Consider the following 13,975-nt stretch of genomic DNA (forward strand, 5'->3'; position numbering starts at 1 on the left):
AGGGAAAATGGTGCCTCGATTCAGATCAGGTTGTTTCGCTAACAACCTCACGCCACTGATGGACGAGAGCAATGATCTCCTCGCGTCGACCGAACTGATCAGCATAGATCGCCTCGGGATAAGCCGCGAGGAAACCGACGATCCTTGCGATATCGAGACCGACTTCCCGGTCGAGTCCGAACAGGTCGGCGATGGGAAAATGCCCCCAGTCGTCACCGTTCCACCAAGCGAGCAGAAAATTCGCGACCCGCTTCGATTGCCCAGTATCCGAGCGGGCGACATCGATAAGGCGATCAAGGGCAACTTTCGCACTTGCGACATCGATCGAGATTGCGGTCATGGCAGATTGTCCTGATTTGCATGATGTATGGCACCGCGAAAATCGCGGTTAAGTTGAAGACGCGGTCCAAGGGTTGATGGTGTTGATTTTTGCGGCCAGGAAGGGCGCTGTATCTCGCGTCGCAATGACAAATCCACGCGATGCCGCGATAGCCGCGATATAACCGTCTGGCGTCGGGAAACCACGGCCCGCAGCCCTAGCGACAACAGCAAGATCGGAATACTTGAATGCCGCCCGTTCGTCGAACGGGAGTATCTTACCGAAGAACAGCTCGATCGTCCGGGACATCGCTTCCTCCAGCGATTGTCGCCGCTTGCCCTGTGCCAGTATGGAGATGCCAAACCGGATCTCAGCAATGGTCACGCTCGTGATGAACAGCGTCTCGATCGGCTGTTCGTCCAGCCAGGTGGATACCGCCCGCGATGGAGCAGCCTTTGTCATCTCCGATATGACGTTCGTATCCAGAACAATCATTCGTCGAGAGCCATCGGAGCGGCAGGAGTGCGTTCTCCAGCGTTTGCAAGAACTGCAGCTTCTTCGTCGGTAATTCCTGCAGCTTTCCAGATTCCGGAGAGAGCCTGTCCCAAGCGGGGACGGCCTTCAGGCTTCACCGCACGTGATAGAATATCCCGAATCTCGGCTTCGGTACTGCGCCCATGCAAGGCGGCCTGCGCCTTGAGCGCACGATGGACGTCGTCAGGAATATTACGAACTGTCAGGGCCGGCATGAGAAAGCATCCGTTTGATGGCATCTTGTCGAAATGATATCATGCGCGCGCTGGCACCGTCAATTCGGGAAGCGCCGGACTCGCCAGCTCGGCCATGAAGCCATCGGGATCGATGAACATGGCGAGCGCGCGCAGATACTCCGCATAGGCGAAGCGCGAGCGCTCGCTGTCGAACTCGTGGCGCGTGGCGGTGAGCACGCTGCGATATTCGCAGGCGAGTGTTTCGCCGTTGGCGCGGATGGTATCGGCGAAGGCGCGAAAATGGCGGTAGCGCATGAGCTTTACTCCATGAGAGTTCGCCTTTCCCTCGCCCTCTCCCCTTCCGATGCCCCGGATGTCCAGGATTTCTCGGGTCGCTGGGGCACCGGCGCAGAGAGGGTCAGCGCCGCCCCGGCTTCGCCTCGCAGGCAAGCCGCTCGCCGCGACGCCACTTGGCCGGTTCGGTAAAGCTGCCCGCGTGCGCGCCGCGCTTTGCAGCACGGGCGGCCTGATAGGCGGCCATGTATCGGCGCGCCTGTTCGGGCCGGCCCTTGAGGTAGCCGGTCACCGGGATCGCAAGCCCCGCCGCGATCATCGCCTCGCCCAGGTCGCGCCCGCCGATCTCGACGGTGCCCACCGGGCGGCCATAGCTGGCGCTGCCGGTGAGGCGGACCGTCGCGTTACCGGACTTGAGCAGCCGCGAGGCATAGTCCTGTGCTGCCTTGCCACATTGCCAGCAGCCCGAAGCGGTGGCGCACAGTTGCTTGCGCTCATAGGCATCGGCGCCGTGGAGGCGCACATCGAACGACACGGTGTCGCCGTCGATTGCGCGGCCTCGGGCAACGATCGCGGAAGCACGGGGATCGGCAGGTTCACGCGAGACGGCGACATCGCAGGCGGCGAGCGCGAGGAGGGCGAGGCAAATCAGGCGCATACGGCATGGTCCTCGCCGGCGGCCTCGGGACCGCAAGTGTTGCCGCTCACCGGCGCGGCATCGCCGCGATGCTCGATGACGCGCCAGGGCTGGAGCGGATCGAGGGTGGCGACAACTGAAACGACAAGGCCGGCCGCGGCCATGCGGCCCGCAACGCGGACCGCATGGCCGCGGCTGCACAGCACCGCGCGCAGAGAAGACAATGTTCGGATCGGGATCTGTGTCATGGGATTGCCTTTGCAGATGCGGCGCCGGTTGTGGAAGGGGAGGCGAAGACAGTGCGATGCACGCGGGTCTGCACCGCCACGCTCCAGTCGCGCTCCCGAAAGCCGGTGATCCGGTAGCGGCCATGGCCGTCCGGAACGCGGAAGGTGATCGAGCGGCCACGCTTGACGACGATGAACTCGCTGTCCTCGTAGCCGTCGGTGAAGGTCACCGGCTCGGCGAGCCGGATGCGCATGCCGTCCTCGATCTTCCGGGAACGGCGCTGGAGGTTGGCGCGGCAGCGCCGCCGCCAGTCGAGGGCATATTCGTTGTCGGTCGGCGTCAGCAGGTCGAGGATGTGGCTGGGGCAGCCATCCTCGCATGGCCCCATTTTTTCGCTCAAGTCCTTGTACCCGAAGTGGAGATTGTCCTTGTCCTTCGGGTTCCACCGCACGAGGCAGACGATGCCGAGCACTTCGGTTATCTCGCCGTTGGCGCGGTATTGCACGGCCGCGTAGTAGACCCTGTTGCCGGGGCAGGACGAGGCGAGGACGCGCGCGCTGTGCGCGATGCCGTCTTCTCCCGCTTCCCAATCGAAAGTGAACTGGGCGTCGAGATAGGATTTGGCGGTAGCGTGCCCGCCCATGTGGTGACGGTTCATGTATAGCCAGCCCATAGGGTTTTCTCCTCAGGTGATGGTGATGGGTCATGCCGCCGCCTTCATCGGCTCTGCGGCCCCGTTACCGGAAGCGCTGCGGCTGAAAGCGGCGAGGTAGGCGAATGCCTGCTCGGCCTTCGAAGCGGCGGTTAAGATGGCGCTGTGATCGCTCCGGAGCACGTCGATCCAGTGGCCCAGGTAATTGGCATGGCTGTCGTGAAGTTCGCTCGGCAAGCCAAGCTCGGCGCAGATCGACGCTGAAGTCAGTTCGGCGCAGAGTTCCTCCATGCAATAGGCCGCATCGCCGAACCGCTTGCCGAAAGTGCGGTTGAGGCGCGTTTCATTTCCGCTCCAGTGCGCGGTCTCGTGTCCTCTCGTCGAGGCCAGCAGATCCGCCGAACGGAAGCTGCCGGGATGAGGGAGCTGGATGTAATCGCCACCCGGATCGTAGTAGGCGCGGTCCCCGCCCCAGCGCAGTTCAGCAGGGATCGGCGCGAAGAAGGCATCGATCGCCGCCTGCCGGTGGGAAAGCAGCGCCGGGGTCGGCGGCACGTCGCGCGCATAGTAGTAGCGCGGCAGGCCCTCCACTTCGTCGGCATTGTAGACCCAGTAATGGCGCAGGAAGCGGATCAGCGGACCCGACGTCGTCTCGCCCATGAGGCCGGGAGCACCGGCCTTGCGGAAGCTGGAGGCATAGATCGACATGGCCGGAACAGCATCGCGATGGATATGGCCGCCCAGCTCCCCGGCCTGGCGCGCGGTCATCCAGTAGCGCGAACGATAGCCGCGGGCGTCGGCGATCGCCCAAAGCCAGAGGCAATTAATGCCATGGTACGGCGTGCCCTCATGGCGCAGCGGGCGCCCGCCCTCGCCGGTCAGCGACCAGGGCCGGGTCCAGGGCTTTGTCCCCGCCTCGAGGCGGGCAATGATGGTGCGGGTGACCTCGCGCGCGATATCGCGAGAGGAACGCGGGGCGGATGCCGGGAGCCGTGCCGGCACGGTAATGGACATGGCGCACTCCTGCGGTTAGCAATGCGGTCGCACCGCCGACGTCTCTGGGGGGAGACGACGGCGGTGCGACCTGTCAGGACAGTGCGGGAGGCTTATTCGGCGGCCTCGGCCCATTCGCTGACCGCGTCGTCGTCGCCGAAGACATGCGGGCTTTCGTCATCGGCGCCATCCGCCTCGTCGTCGATGGCCTCGTGCCGGTCCATCGTGCCGTCTTCGGTGTCGCCATCATCGGGACCGCCCATTTCGGCACCGTCAGCGGACAGCACCGCCACCAGGGCCTCCTCGTCGTCCCCGATCAGCGCCGCAAGGTCGATCCCGGTGCCCGCATCGGCATCGTCGCCGCCTGCGGCCTCGGCATCGGCATCGGCCTTCGGCTCGGTCACCGGGAAGCGCATCGCGACAGGCACCCAGGCGAGCGCGGCTTCCTTCACCTCGGCCTCGATCACCGCCTCGCCGGCGAACAGCTTCTCGCACGAGGCCGAGATCTCGCCCTTCTTCTGGCTGGCGTGGCGGCCCGAGAGAGCGGGACCGCCGACCTCGTCGAGCAGCAAGAGCAGCGCGCCCTTGGGCACGCGGTCGAAGAAGTTCTCCGAGGTCGGCCGCCACCAGCTGGCCACATCGATATCGAGGAGCGTCGCGAGCCGGTTTTGCAGCGCGTTCTGCCGCGTGGAGTAGCTCTCCTTCGCCTCGAAGGACTTCGCGACGATCCAGGCCAGCCATGCCGCCTTGGCTTCGTCGCCGAGCATGCGGAACGCCTCGAAGCGCGTCACCATGTCACCGGATCCGGTCCAGCTGGCATCGAGCCCGTCATGGACCTCGGCGAGGTAATCGCGCGCGCGGGCGCCGGGCACGCTATTGGCCAGAACCGGGTCCTGCGGCGAAGGCGCGCGGATCGTCGTACCGTTACCAGCGACCCCGGCATGGCCCTGGTCGGCCATGACGAACAGCATGTAGTCGAGCGCCAGCGCCGGATTGGCGATGATTGCCGCGCCCAGCACGTCGCGGCGCTGGACCGCGAGCTGATCGAGCAGCACCTGGCTCATCGCCTTGCCGCCCGGAGCCGCCGCTGCCGGATCGACCTCGTCGGCCTTGCCCCGGCCCTCGGCGAGGGGACCGCCGCGCACGGGGCCTTCCTCGATGCGGAAGGTCGGGGTGCGCGCGACGATCGCGCCGTCGCCGTCGATATAAGGGGCATCGTCACCGTCACCGGCGTCGCCGCCCTCGCCCGGTTCATCGCCGGCCTCGTCTTCATCGTCGACCAGGGTGACGCGCAGCGAGGTCTCGGAGTAGTAGGTGTCGTCCAGTTCCATGGTGCCGTCGTTCTCCAGCGTCAGGAACAGGCCGACGCGCGGGGTCAGTTCGGGAGGCAGCAGCGCAGGACGATGGAAGCGCAGCGTCTGCACCTCTTCGCCCAGCGTCTCGTATTCGGCATTGAGGGCGTCGTAGGCTTCCTCCTCGATCTCCTCGTTCTCCATCTCGGTCTCGATGGCGCCGATACGGGTATCGATCTCCTCGATCCGGGCCGCCTGCTCCTCCGTCAGCGCCGCCATCGGCAGGTCGACACGGTGAAGCCCGCGGGCCGCTTCCCAGACCGAGCCCCCGGCGATCGGCCTGATCCAGGCAAGGCCACGTTTCTCGCCGATGCGCTTCGCCTCGGATTCCATGCGATCGGCCGCCAGCGCCTGCGCGATCTCGGGATTGAGCCAGCTGTCGCCGGCATCGCTGAACAGGTCGCGATCGACCACGCCGCCGGCAGCCACATAGGCGTCCTCGCCGACCAGCAACGCGACAGGGTCGGTGGACTTCATGCTCTCGTTGGCGATCACCCGGCGGATCGTGTCGGGGCCGTAGTAGCTGGACTTGCCGTAGCTGTTCCACACCATCATCTGGCGCTCGTGGCTCTGGGTCGAGGCGTAGGCCTTGGCGAGGTCGAGCGTGATCGTGCCCTCGGCCAGCGCCTCGAAGATGGGCTCGGCGAGATTGGCGAGGCGCAGGCGGCCTTCGACGAACCGGCGCGAGATGCCGAAGCGCTTCGCCACCCCGTCGATGTCGCCGTTCTCGCCCAGGAAGTGCTGGAAGGCCCGGCATTCGTCGGCAGGAGACATCGCCAATCTCTGGAAATTCTCGGCCAGCGAGGTTTCCGAGAGCGTCGCATCGTCGCCCGAAAGCGTCATCACCGGCACGTCATAGTCGGCGGCAACGATATCGCCGCGTTCGGCCAGCAGCATCAGCGCGCGGTAGCGGCGGCTGCCGGCGATCACGGCGAACGCGCCGCGCGGCTTCTTCACCGGCGTGACGATGAGGTTCTGCAGCACGCCGCGCGCGAAAATGTCGGCGGCGAACTGTTCGATCAGGTCATCGCCCGCCTTGCGCACATTGATGTCGGAGAGGATCAGCCTGGCGAGTTTCACGGTCTGGATCATGGGGATATCACCTTCTTGGCACTGTTCGGACCAATTCCCGAACACCCCTCCCCTTCCCCCTCCCTCTCTTTGGGCCCCGGGAAGTCGTGATATCGCTGTGATCCTATGGCATGCTCAGGTGCTTGCTCGGTGCTGAGTGCCGTTCGGGGATTTGCGGCTCACGCGAGCCTCATGGCGCAGCATGTGCTTGCGCAACGTGCGGTTGATCTCGGTCTGGTAGCCCCCATCGGAGTGTTCCTTGAACCAGGCGATGACGTCCAGATCGAGCCGCATGGTCACCGACTTCTTGAGCGGCTTGTAAAGGCCCGGACGGTGGGCATGGTCCCAGTTGGCCTCCGGCGCCTCGGGAATGTCGTGCGTGTCGATCTCGTCGTCTGCCATCGCCTGAAGCGCGGCCAGCTGCTCACGCTCGGACTTATCAAGATTCTTCTTCATACCGTCTCCTTTCGTGAGGCGTTGCCTTTCGGGCGCTGATGATCCGTATCCGGTTGTCGCTATCTGGATCTGGATAGCTGTGCACGACCAGGACGATAACCGTGCCCTGCACCGCACCGATCGCATGGAAGCGTTCCTCACCATCGACCGTTCGGTCAGGGACGATGACGAGGAAAGGATCGTCCCACACCCGCTGGGCGAGCGGAAACCCGATCCGGTGCTTGCGCAGATTGATCTCGGCTTTCTCCGGGTCCCATTCGAACCGCACATCATCTCCATATGTATTGACGATATTGTCCATACACCATTACTCTCGATTATGCCAGTGCTCTCACGCCGCCTTGAGGATGGCGCCGATCACGCTCTCCGCATCATTGACCGGCACGAAGACGCGGCTGCGATACGCGATGATCTCGACGAAGCACCCGAGCGACTTGAGCCAGGGCAGCTGGTTCGCGGGCGCATCGACGATCTCGACACGGGGGTTGCCGTTCACCAGTGAGCGCCTGAAGGTCATCACGAAGGGCCGCGCCACCTCGACGCTGCGCCCGGACAGCACCGAACGGGCGATGGCCTCGACCGGCATGTCCTCGGACTTCGCTATGCCCAGTTTGGTGTAGAGCTGGACCACATGCTGATCGAACACGAGACGCCCGAGCCAGGAGTTGCCCTGGCCATCGACGATGCGGTTGACGGCCAGATGGTCCGACGGCAGCGCCGACCAGATCGGCAGCAGCAGTCCGGTGGCGAGCCGGATCGTCTCGACGTCGAGTTGCTCGGCGGCCTCGGCCACTTCCTCGGTCCATCTGGCGGCAAAGGCCTCTCGGTCGATGACGTCCCAAGCTGTTTCGAGGAGATCGGCCTCGCGCAAGAACTCGCGCCGGCACGGACGTTGAAGTTCGACGCGCGGGATCGGCTCGCCCTCCTCGTCCATCCACGGCCGCGCCTTGAGGCGCAGCGCCACCTTGCCCGAGCGGGCGTTGTGGACGAAGGCCGCATCCCCATGTGGACCGGCGTGGGCATCGGCGATCCTGAGGATGCGCTCGAGCGCGATGGGGTTTTTACGCCGTGCGATCTCGATGGTGAGCAGGTGACTGGTGGCCCCGCTGTTCGGATCGGTGCGCAGCAGCGTGTCGTCGATGACGGTGGCGGTGTCGGCCATGATCGTCTCGACGCCCACATCGAGCGTTCCGGCCTCGCGCGCGGCGGCGACGCGGGTTTCCACGAGAGCGAGGAACTCCTCGAAGATTGCGTTCTGCAGGCCGATCGGCAAGGCGAGAAGGCGGTTGAGCCAGCGCTGGATGGGGGGAAGCTCCTCCTTCATCACGCCGTCGCTGTCGTGGATCTCCAGCCCGGTACGCGCGGAGAAGTCATCGAGCGTCGTGCTCTTGAGCTTGCCGTCATCGAGCAGGTGGAACCACGTCACCAGCGCGTCCCTTGCGTACTCGGACTCGAGGTTGTCCGAAGGATCGAACAGATTTTGACCCCCGGTCTGGCGTTGGCCGCGCGTCAGCGCGCCGAGGCTGTCGAGCCGCCGCGCGATCGTCGAGGTGAAGCGCAGCTCGCCCTTGCAGTCAGTGGTGACCGGACGGAACAGCGGGGTCGAGGCCTGATGCGTGCGGTGCGTGCGCCCGAGGCCCTGGATCGCCCGGTCGGCGCGCCATCCCGGCTCGAGGAGGAAGTGAACACGCTGCTCCTGGTTCGCTGCATCAAGGCTGGCATGGTAGGAACGCCCGGTGCCGCCCGCATCGGAGAACACCAGCACCCGCTTGGTGCCGTCCATGAAGGCCATTGCCTCGGACCGACTGGCGCTCGCCGTGCGGCTCTCGACCTTCTGCCGCCCGTCGGCGAGCGTCACGAGCCGCTTCGAGCGGCCCGTCACTTCGGCGACGCGCTCGGGACCGAAATGCTCGACGATGGCATCGAGCGCGGACTGGATCGGCGGCAGCGCGCAGATCGTCTCGATCAACCCGTCGCGCGCGGCGATGGCATCGGGATTATGGACCGGATGGCCATGCTCGTCGCTCATCGGCTCGGAGCGCGCCGTTCCGGTATCGTCGGTGATGACCCGCATCTGCCGGGTCGGGAAGGCGCGCATCAGGTAATCGACGATCTGGTCGACCGGCGAGAGCGTGAGCGTGGGATCGGCGCGTTCCTCGGCGCTCATCTGCGACAGGCGCCGATCGAGGATCGCCTCGGCCGTCGTCACCAGTTGCAGCACCACCGACTGACCGGCCTTGAGGTGTTCCTCGACGGCGGCGATCACCGTGGGCAGCTTCATCGCCAGCAAGACCGCCCCAAAAAATCTTTGCTTAACAGACTCTATTCGGCTGCGCGCCGCGGCCTTGGCGCCGGCATTGAGCGTACCACCCCCGAAGCCGTCGATCACACCGGTTTGCGTCAAGGCGGCTTCCATGTTGGACAATATCACGTGCCACGCCGAGGCATAGGTGTCGTAAATCTCGATCTGCGCCGGGGTCAGCGCGTGGCGCAGCACGTCGTACTCGACACCGGCGAAGCTGAGCGCGCGAGCGGTATAGAGGCCGAGTGCCTTGAGGTCCCTGACAACCAGCTCCATGGCCGCGATCCCGCCCTGACGGATTTCGGAGATGAACGCCTCGCGGTTTGCAAACGCAGTCTCCGGTCCCCACAGCCCGAGGCGCACGGCGTAGGCGAAATTGTTCACGTCCGATGCCCCGGTGGCGGACGCATAGAGCACGCGCGCGCCGGGCAGCCGGTTCTGGAGCAGCACCCCGGCAACGCCCTGCAGCGAGCCTTCCTTGCGCCCGAGCGCGCCCTCGCCGCCGGCAGCGCCGCCCATCTCGTGCGCCTCGTCGAAGGCGACGACGCCGTCGAAGTCGCCTCCGGCCCAATCGAGGATCTGCTGCAGGCGGGTATGATCCGAGCGGCCCGAGCGCAGGGTCGGATAGGTCACGAACAGCACGCCCTGATCGAGCGATACGCTCTGGCCGATCTTCCAGTTGGAGAGCGGCTGCACGTCGGCCGACATACCGCCGAGCGCCGTCCAATCGCGGCGAAAATCCTCCAGAAGAGGTTCGTTCTTCGTCACGAAGACATGGCGGCGGCGGCCTTGCAGCCAGTTGTCGAGGATGCACGCGGCGATCTGACGGCCTTTGCCCGCCCCGGTGCCGTCGCCGAGGAAGAAGCCCTTGCGGTAGGAGCGCCCTTCAGAATCGATGACAAGCCCGACCCCGGTATCGGCGGGCCGGAAGGTGCCGGGCAGCATCTGCGACCAGGCATGGCCGGCATAGACCACGGTTTCCAGCTGCGAGGTCGAGAGCAGCCGCTCGGTGACGGTACGCTCGGGCAGATGCGGAATATGGGTCGGGATCGGCGCCGGGATCGAGCCCATCGCCACCGATTCCACCAGGGCGGTGGGATGCTCGCCCGCCGTCTCGAAGACGATCCGGCTCGGGCGATAAGGCAGGTAGACCCCGACCTGCTCGGCCAGCGGCGCAGCCTGTTCCAATACCCGGTATGCGACGGGCAGCACCGCGTTCTTCACCGGGGCATGAAACGGCCGCGGCTTTGCAAGCTTTGCGCTGCGCGCAGCGCCGAACATCGTGGCGGGTTTGCGCGCTGTGGCAGAAGACGAGGAAGAAGGCATGGAAAGGGGTGATGAGGCGGGACCCATGTTTTCCAGGGCGAGGCGCGGCGGGATCGTCACGGCATCGAGGAGGTCCGCCAGCGAGGTGCACGCGATCGTCGCGGGGCGCATGTCGTCCTCGCCGGCGGGGGCCACCTTGTCGATGACGTAGAGCCTGACGGCGATATCGGTGCCGTGCTTGCGGTAGCAGTGTTCGAGCCGCAGCGAAGTGCGCACGCTGCATCCCGCCAGCACCGCCTCGAAGGCAGCGCGTACCCGTGTATCGGGGGCGAACCAGTCGGGCATCACCGCGACGGCGCGGCCACCGGGCCGAAGACGGCGCAAGGCGGCCTGCAGATGGCGCAGCGCCGCGAGATCGTCGGCGCCGCGCCCGAGGCTGCGCGCAAACGGCGGGTTCATCAGCACGACGCTGGGGCGCGGCAGCGCGGCATGGAGGCTAACCAGCCCTGCCCCGTCATGGCCGGTGACCACAGCCTCAGGGAACACCGACGCAAGCCGCTCGCGGCGCTGCGCATCGATCTCGTTGAGGTAGAGCGCGCCGCTTGCCGGGACCTGCGCGGCGAGCAGGCCATTGCCCGCGCTCGGCTCGAGCACGATGTCTTCAAGGGTAATCGCCGCCAGCAGCACCGCCAGCGCAGCAATATCGGCAGGGGTCGAGAATTGCTGGAAGGCGATCTGTTCCTCGCTGCGCACCGTCTGCGTGGGGCACCGCGCCATCAGCGCCGTGGCGGCCGAGACATCGGCGAGGGTTTCGAGCGCATAGGGCCGCGTGCGCAGGTGCAGGGCGAGCGCGTGCTCGAGCATCTCGAAGCTCGCCCGCTGGGTCCAGCGCCCGTCGGCATCGCTGCCGCCAAAGCAGCGCGTCATCGCCTGGTTGAGATCGCGCCGGGTGATGAGGGCGCCATCTGCCAGCAATGCGGCAATATGGCGGGCGGCGTCACCATCGTTGATCGGGGCGTTGAGCGGGGGACGATCGAGCAGATCGCGCATGGCAAGGGGTCTCCTGTTCCTCTGCCCGGACGGCAGATCACCCCTTCCCTTCCTCCCTCCACTCCTGCGTTTCGGATGTTCGGGAAGTCCCGGCGTCATCGGCCGTCCTGCCTGCATCCGGGCCGCCTGCCCGCTCCTGTTCCTCCAGAACCTGCGCCCAGTCCTTGCCTGGAGGCGGCATATCGACGCGGATCAGCCGGTCGTCGGCCGCATAGGCGCGCGCCGCGCGGTTGACGGCGCGCCGCCCCGCGGTGTCGTTGTCGCCGGCAAGGATGAGGCTGGTAACGGTCTCGGGAATGGTGACGAGCCCGAACCGCCGCGAGCCGAGGCTCGCCCAGCAGGGCAGCCCGCGCAGCCGCGACCATGCGCGCGCGGTCTCGAATCCCTCTGCAAGACCGATCGTGGGGCCAATACCGCCGCCACGCCAGGCGCCAAAACCCAGCGTCCCGATCGTCGCCTTCGCGGTGTAGCGCGCGGTTACGGGATCGAGGAATATCCGCTGCAGGGCGACCAGGCTCGGACCCTCGCGCACCGCGACGAGCAGCGCCGGCTTGAAGACGGTGTTGGGCCTGGCGCCATGCGGGCAGCGCGGATGGAAGCGTAGATCGCCTGGGACCGGCAGCAGGAAGCGCGAGGCGAGGTAGCGTTCGCCAAGGGTTCCCGGGACCGGGAGCGCCTCGTCCCACAGCCGCTGGACATTGGCGCTGCGGCCCCCTGGCGCATCGGGCGGCGGCTCGTAGCGGCGGGTAATGGCGATGCGCTCGAGTTCGCGCAGCACGTCGATCGGCGAACACCCGGCAAAGCAGGTGACGAGAATGCCGTGGTCGCCCTGGCGCAGCGAGAGGCTCGGGGTATGGTCGTTATGGACCGGGCAGCGGCACATCGCGACATTGCCGCGCCAGATGCCGCGCAGCGTGCCGACGATATCGACCAGCCTTTGCGAGGGCCGGTTGGCGACAAGGCTCATCGATGGTTCTCCGCCTTCGGCGTCAGCACGGCGCGCGCGATCGCGTAGATACGCTCCTCCCATGCGGACCAGGCCGCGACCGCCTCGTCATCGTGAAGCCGGGGCACGGCGTCGGTCAAGCGCTCGCGGCCGCGCACATAGGCGATGAGCGCCGTCTCGACGCTCGCCTCGTCGGGATGCAGCTGGGCGATATCCGCATGTTCGCGATCCCGGATGAACAGGACGAAGTGTTCCATGGCGGCAGATCCTCATGGGGGGCCGGAGCGGCGCATGGCCCGCGCATCCGGTGGCTGAAGGGCTGGCCGGTTCTTCCCGGCCAACTTCGCCCTCCCCCTCAACTCCCATCGTCTTGCAGCTTTTGCGCTTCGGGCTGCATTGACCCCATCATTGCCTGTAATTCTCTTACAGGTTTATGATTGCAGGTGTGCCCGGCGTAGCCCGCGCCTATGAAAGATTTGTAGTTTACCGGAGGATTCGTCTGTCGCAGTTCACGCCTATCGAGATCGCCAACTGGCTCGCCATCTACCTGGCGACGGGTCTGTGCTGCCTAATCGCGCTGGCGCTCTCGGTGACGGTGGCGCTTCACGACAGTGTGCGCGAGCGGGTGTGGAGCCAGGTGCGCGACATGCGCAGCGCCTTGCTGTTCGTGCCGAAGCTGTGGTGGCGCTGGCAGAAGCTCTATCTGCTCTCCACCCCGGTGACGCTGGGGATCGTCCTATATTTTGCGGCATCGCTGCGCTGGATCTGAGCCGCGCTAGATTGCCGCCGACAGGGGTATTACCGGAGCTTATGACCGATACGAGCGAGTGGAAAATTCATCGCGCCTTCTGGCGCGACGGGGTCATCGTCGTCGATTTTCTGGCGGGCAACCGCCAGGCGATGCTCTCCTTCGATCGCGGCGCCAATGCCGCCGATCCGTCCGACGAGGCGCGCGAGGTCATCATGCTGGGGGTGATCGAAGGACCGTGGCATGGACGGCCGATAGCGTGCGTGCAGGGCGAGGTCGAAGCGAAGCGCCTGCTCCAACAGGGCGGCTATGCCTGAGCGCTTGCCGTACGTCTACGACCAGAATCTGCGCGCGTGTTCGATCTTTACGTGACCACCGTTAGAGAGGTGCGGCCCGTCGCGCTGGTCATGGCGGCGCTGTTCGTGATGGCAGCCGCGCGCATGGCCCGGCGGCCGGTATGGTGCGGGGTCTTCGCCCTTCTGGCGTTCGCCAGCGCATTCCCGGTGCTGATCTATCCGCAGGGTTAAAATCTCGTCCCTTTCCGTAAGGCAGCGGTGATGCATAGCGTAGGCAAAATGCACTTTCGTGCGTGCAGGAGTGCGGAGCGTTGTCTGGCGTACGCATAACGCCCTTGCGGTGTCATTTCGTCCCCATCCGAAAACTGTCCGGGCAATCGCCGTACCGTTAATCTGTGTCCCGATAATGCACGCATGGCTGCCAGCGCTCACAGGTCGAGTGCGCCCATGAGCTTGCCCAGCGCCTGCTCGCTCTCGGCTTCAGCGCGATCGATGGTGAGAAGCTGGCCGAGATGCGCCATGCGCGGGTGGGTCACGGCCTTGGCGGCGGCATAGTCCTGCGTCTCGAAGCCCATCGCGGCTCTGTTGCAAAGATTGGCGGCAGTCAGAGGTAGGCTGTCGCTCTGCGCCGATCAGGCGGCTGCTGCGAAATGGT

Annotated in this window: 18 protein-coding genes; 3 read left to right on the forward strand and 15 right to left on the reverse strand. The window is 65.8% G+C overall.

The genetic code is table 11. The features are described 5' to 3' along the window. Positions 1-25 precede the first annotated feature (25 nt). The 14 genes from QHC67_RS14660 to QHC67_RS14725 form a co-directional block, all read right to left on the reverse strand. Positions 26-340 carry a hypothetical protein gene (locus QHC67_RS14660; RefSeq protein ID WP_319295412.1) on the reverse strand — a complete coding sequence of 105 codons (315 nt, stop codon included), beginning with the start codon at positions 338-340 and terminating at the stop codon, positions 26-28. 48 nt (positions 341-388) lie between these two features. Beyond that, entirely contained in the window at positions 389-814 is a 426-nt protein-coding gene (locus QHC67_RS14665; protein ID WP_054437511.1) for a type II toxin-antitoxin system VapC family toxin, read from the reverse strand. Continuing rightward, the gene (locus QHC67_RS14670; protein ID WP_082370336.1) at positions 811-1,068 is read right to left on the reverse strand and encodes a FitA-like ribbon-helix-helix domain-containing protein; all 258 of its coding nucleotides are present in this window, start codon (positions 1,066-1,068) and stop codon (positions 811-813) included. The genes QHC67_RS14665 and QHC67_RS14670 overlap by 4 nt, the downstream gene beginning before the upstream one ends. 39 nt (positions 1,069-1,107) lie before the next feature. Beyond that, positions 1,108-1,344: a hypothetical protein gene (locus tag QHC67_RS14675; RefSeq protein WP_319295413.1), complete on the reverse strand. Its 237-nt coding sequence runs from the start codon at positions 1,342-1,344 to the stop codon at positions 1,108-1,110. Between the two features lie 103 nt (positions 1,345-1,447). Further along, complete coding sequence (locus QHC67_RS14680) at positions 1,448-1,981, reverse strand: thermonuclease family protein (RefSeq protein ID WP_319295414.1); 534 nt, start codon at positions 1,979-1,981, stop codon at positions 1,448-1,450. Next, entirely contained in the window at positions 1,972-2,208 is a 237-nt protein-coding gene (locus tag QHC67_RS14685; protein ID WP_319295415.1) for a hypothetical protein, read from the reverse strand. Before QHC67_RS14685 ends, QHC67_RS14680 begins: the two co-directional genes overlap by 10 nt. After that, on the reverse strand, positions 2,205-2,861 hold the full coding sequence (locus QHC67_RS14690) for a DUF6927 domain-containing protein (RefSeq protein WP_319295416.1): 657 nt from the start codon (positions 2,859-2,861) through the stop codon (positions 2,205-2,207). The genes QHC67_RS14685 and QHC67_RS14690 overlap by 4 nt, the downstream gene beginning before the upstream one ends. Before the next feature lie 30 nt (positions 2,862-2,891). Next, positions 2,892-3,854, reverse strand: a complete 963-nt coding sequence (locus tag QHC67_RS14695) for an ArdC family protein (RefSeq protein WP_319295417.1) — start codon at positions 3,852-3,854, stop codon at positions 2,892-2,894. A 92-nt stretch (positions 3,855-3,946) separates the two neighbouring features. Further along, positions 3,947-6,277 (reverse strand): ParB/RepB/Spo0J family partition protein, encoded by a 2,331-nt coding sequence (locus tag QHC67_RS14700; RefSeq protein WP_319295418.1) that lies wholly within the window; start codon positions 6,275-6,277, stop codon positions 3,947-3,949. A 114-nt stretch (positions 6,278-6,391) separates the two neighbouring features. Continuing rightward, on the reverse strand, positions 6,392-6,712 hold the full coding sequence (locus QHC67_RS14705; RefSeq protein ID WP_054437517.1) for a BrnA antitoxin family protein: 321 nt from the start codon (positions 6,710-6,712) through the stop codon (positions 6,392-6,394). After that, positions 6,696-7,013 carry a BrnT family toxin gene (locus QHC67_RS14710; RefSeq protein ID WP_319295419.1) on the reverse strand — a complete coding sequence of 106 codons (318 nt, stop codon included), beginning with the start codon at positions 7,011-7,013 and terminating at the stop codon, positions 6,696-6,698. The genes QHC67_RS14705 and QHC67_RS14710 overlap by 17 nt, the downstream gene beginning before the upstream one ends. 30 nt (positions 7,014-7,043) lie before the next feature. After that, positions 7,044-11,330 (reverse strand): strawberry notch family protein, encoded by a 4,287-nt coding sequence (locus tag QHC67_RS14715; protein ID WP_319295420.1) that lies wholly within the window; start codon positions 11,328-11,330, stop codon positions 7,044-7,046. Between the two features lie 37 nt (positions 11,331-11,367). Further along, positions 11,368-12,297: a toprim domain-containing protein gene (locus QHC67_RS14720; RefSeq protein WP_319295421.1), complete on the reverse strand. Its 930-nt coding sequence runs from the start codon at positions 12,295-12,297 to the stop codon at positions 11,368-11,370. Beyond that, positions 12,294-12,533 (reverse strand): hypothetical protein, encoded by a 240-nt coding sequence (locus tag QHC67_RS14725; RefSeq protein WP_319295422.1) that lies wholly within the window; start codon positions 12,531-12,533, stop codon positions 12,294-12,296. The genes QHC67_RS14720 and QHC67_RS14725 overlap by 4 nt, the downstream gene beginning before the upstream one ends. 242 nt (positions 12,534-12,775) lie before the next feature. On the opposite strand from QHC67_RS14725, the gene QHC67_RS14730 reads away from it, so the two are divergent. Genes QHC67_RS14730 through QHC67_RS14740 form a run of 3 tightly spaced genes read left to right on the forward strand, consistent with a single transcriptional unit; the run spans position 12,776 to position 13,551 of the window. Then, positions 12,776-13,045 (forward strand): hypothetical protein, encoded by a 270-nt coding sequence (locus tag QHC67_RS14730; protein WP_319295426.1) that lies wholly within the window; start codon positions 12,776-12,778, stop codon positions 13,043-13,045. A gap of 41 nt (positions 13,046-13,086) precedes the next feature. Then, entirely contained in the window at positions 13,087-13,341 is a 255-nt protein-coding gene (locus QHC67_RS14735; RefSeq protein ID WP_319295423.1) for a hypothetical protein, read from the forward strand. A gap of 51 nt (positions 13,342-13,392) precedes the next feature. Continuing rightward, the gene (locus QHC67_RS14740) at positions 13,393-13,551 is read left to right on the forward strand and encodes a hypothetical protein (protein WP_319295424.1); all 159 of its coding nucleotides are present in this window, start codon (positions 13,393-13,395) and stop codon (positions 13,549-13,551) included. A 197-nt stretch (positions 13,552-13,748) separates the two neighbouring features. Here the strand turns inward: QHC67_RS14740 and QHC67_RS14745 are convergent, their stop codons facing one another. Beyond that, positions 13,749-13,895 (reverse strand): hypothetical protein, encoded by a 147-nt coding sequence (locus tag QHC67_RS14745; protein ID WP_319295425.1) that lies wholly within the window; start codon positions 13,893-13,895, stop codon positions 13,749-13,751. Between the last annotated feature and the right edge of the window lie 80 nt (positions 13,896-13,975).

It is taken from the genome of Sphingobium sp. (assembly GCF_033795625.1).
Lineage (GTDB): Bacteria > Pseudomonadota > Alphaproteobacteria > Sphingomonadales > Sphingomonadaceae > Sphingobium.

Bases quoted from the DNA above. Each gene is read 5' to 3' on its own strand.
- QHC67_RS14700 (WP_319295418.1), bottom strand. From the start codon at position 6,277: ATGATCCAGACCGTGAAACTCGCCAGGCTGATCCTCTCCGACATCAAT.
- QHC67_RS14710 (WP_319295419.1), bottom strand. From the start codon at position 7,013: ATGGACAATATCGTCAATACATATGGAGATGATGTGCGGTTCGAATGG.
- QHC67_RS14685 (WP_319295415.1), bottom strand. From the start codon at position 2,208: ATGACACAGATCCCGATCCGAACATTGTCTTCTCTGCGCGCGGTGCTG.
- QHC67_RS14670 (WP_082370336.1), bottom strand. From the start codon at position 1,068: ATGCCGGCCCTGACAGTTCGTAATATTCCTGACGACGTCCATCGTGCG.
- QHC67_RS14675 (WP_319295413.1), bottom strand. From the start codon at position 1,344: ATGCGCTACCGCCATTTTCGCGCCTTCGCCGATACCATCCGCGCCAAC.
- QHC67_RS14725 (WP_319295422.1), bottom strand. From the start codon at position 12,533: ATGGAACACTTCGTCCTGTTCATCCGGGATCGCGAACATGCGGATATC.
- QHC67_RS14665 (WP_054437511.1), bottom strand. From the start codon at position 814: ATGATTGTTCTGGATACGAACGTCATATCGGAGATGACAAAGGCTGCT.
- QHC67_RS14695 (WP_319295417.1), bottom strand. From the start codon at position 3,854: ATGTCCATTACCGTGCCGGCACGGCTCCCGGCATCCGCCCCGCGTTCC.
- QHC67_RS14680 (WP_319295414.1), bottom strand. From the start codon at position 1,981: ATGCGCCTGATTTGCCTCGCCCTCCTCGCGCTCGCCGCCTGCGATGTC.
- QHC67_RS14660 (WP_319295412.1), bottom strand. From the start codon at position 340: ATGACCGCAATCTCGATCGATGTCGCAAGTGCGAAAGTTGCCCTTGAT.
- QHC67_RS14720 (WP_319295421.1), bottom strand. From the start codon at position 12,297: ATGAGCCTTGTCGCCAACCGGCCCTCGCAAAGGCTGGTCGATATCGTC.
- QHC67_RS14745 (WP_319295425.1), bottom strand. From the start codon at position 13,895: ATGGGCTTCGAGACGCAGGACTATGCCGCCGCCAAGGCCGTGACCCAC.
- QHC67_RS14690 (WP_319295416.1), bottom strand. From the start codon at position 2,861: ATGGGCTGGCTATACATGAACCGTCACCACATGGGCGGGCACGCTACC.
- QHC67_RS14715 (WP_319295420.1), bottom strand. From the start codon at position 11,330: ATGCGCGATCTGCTCGATCGTCCCCCGCTCAACGCCCCGATCAACGAT.
- QHC67_RS14735 (WP_319295423.1), top strand. From the start codon at position 13,087: ATGACCGATACGAGCGAGTGGAAAATTCATCGCGCCTTCTGGCGCGAC.
- QHC67_RS14705 (WP_054437517.1), bottom strand. From the start codon at position 6,712: ATGAAGAAGAATCTTGATAAGTCCGAGCGTGAGCAGCTGGCCGCGCTT.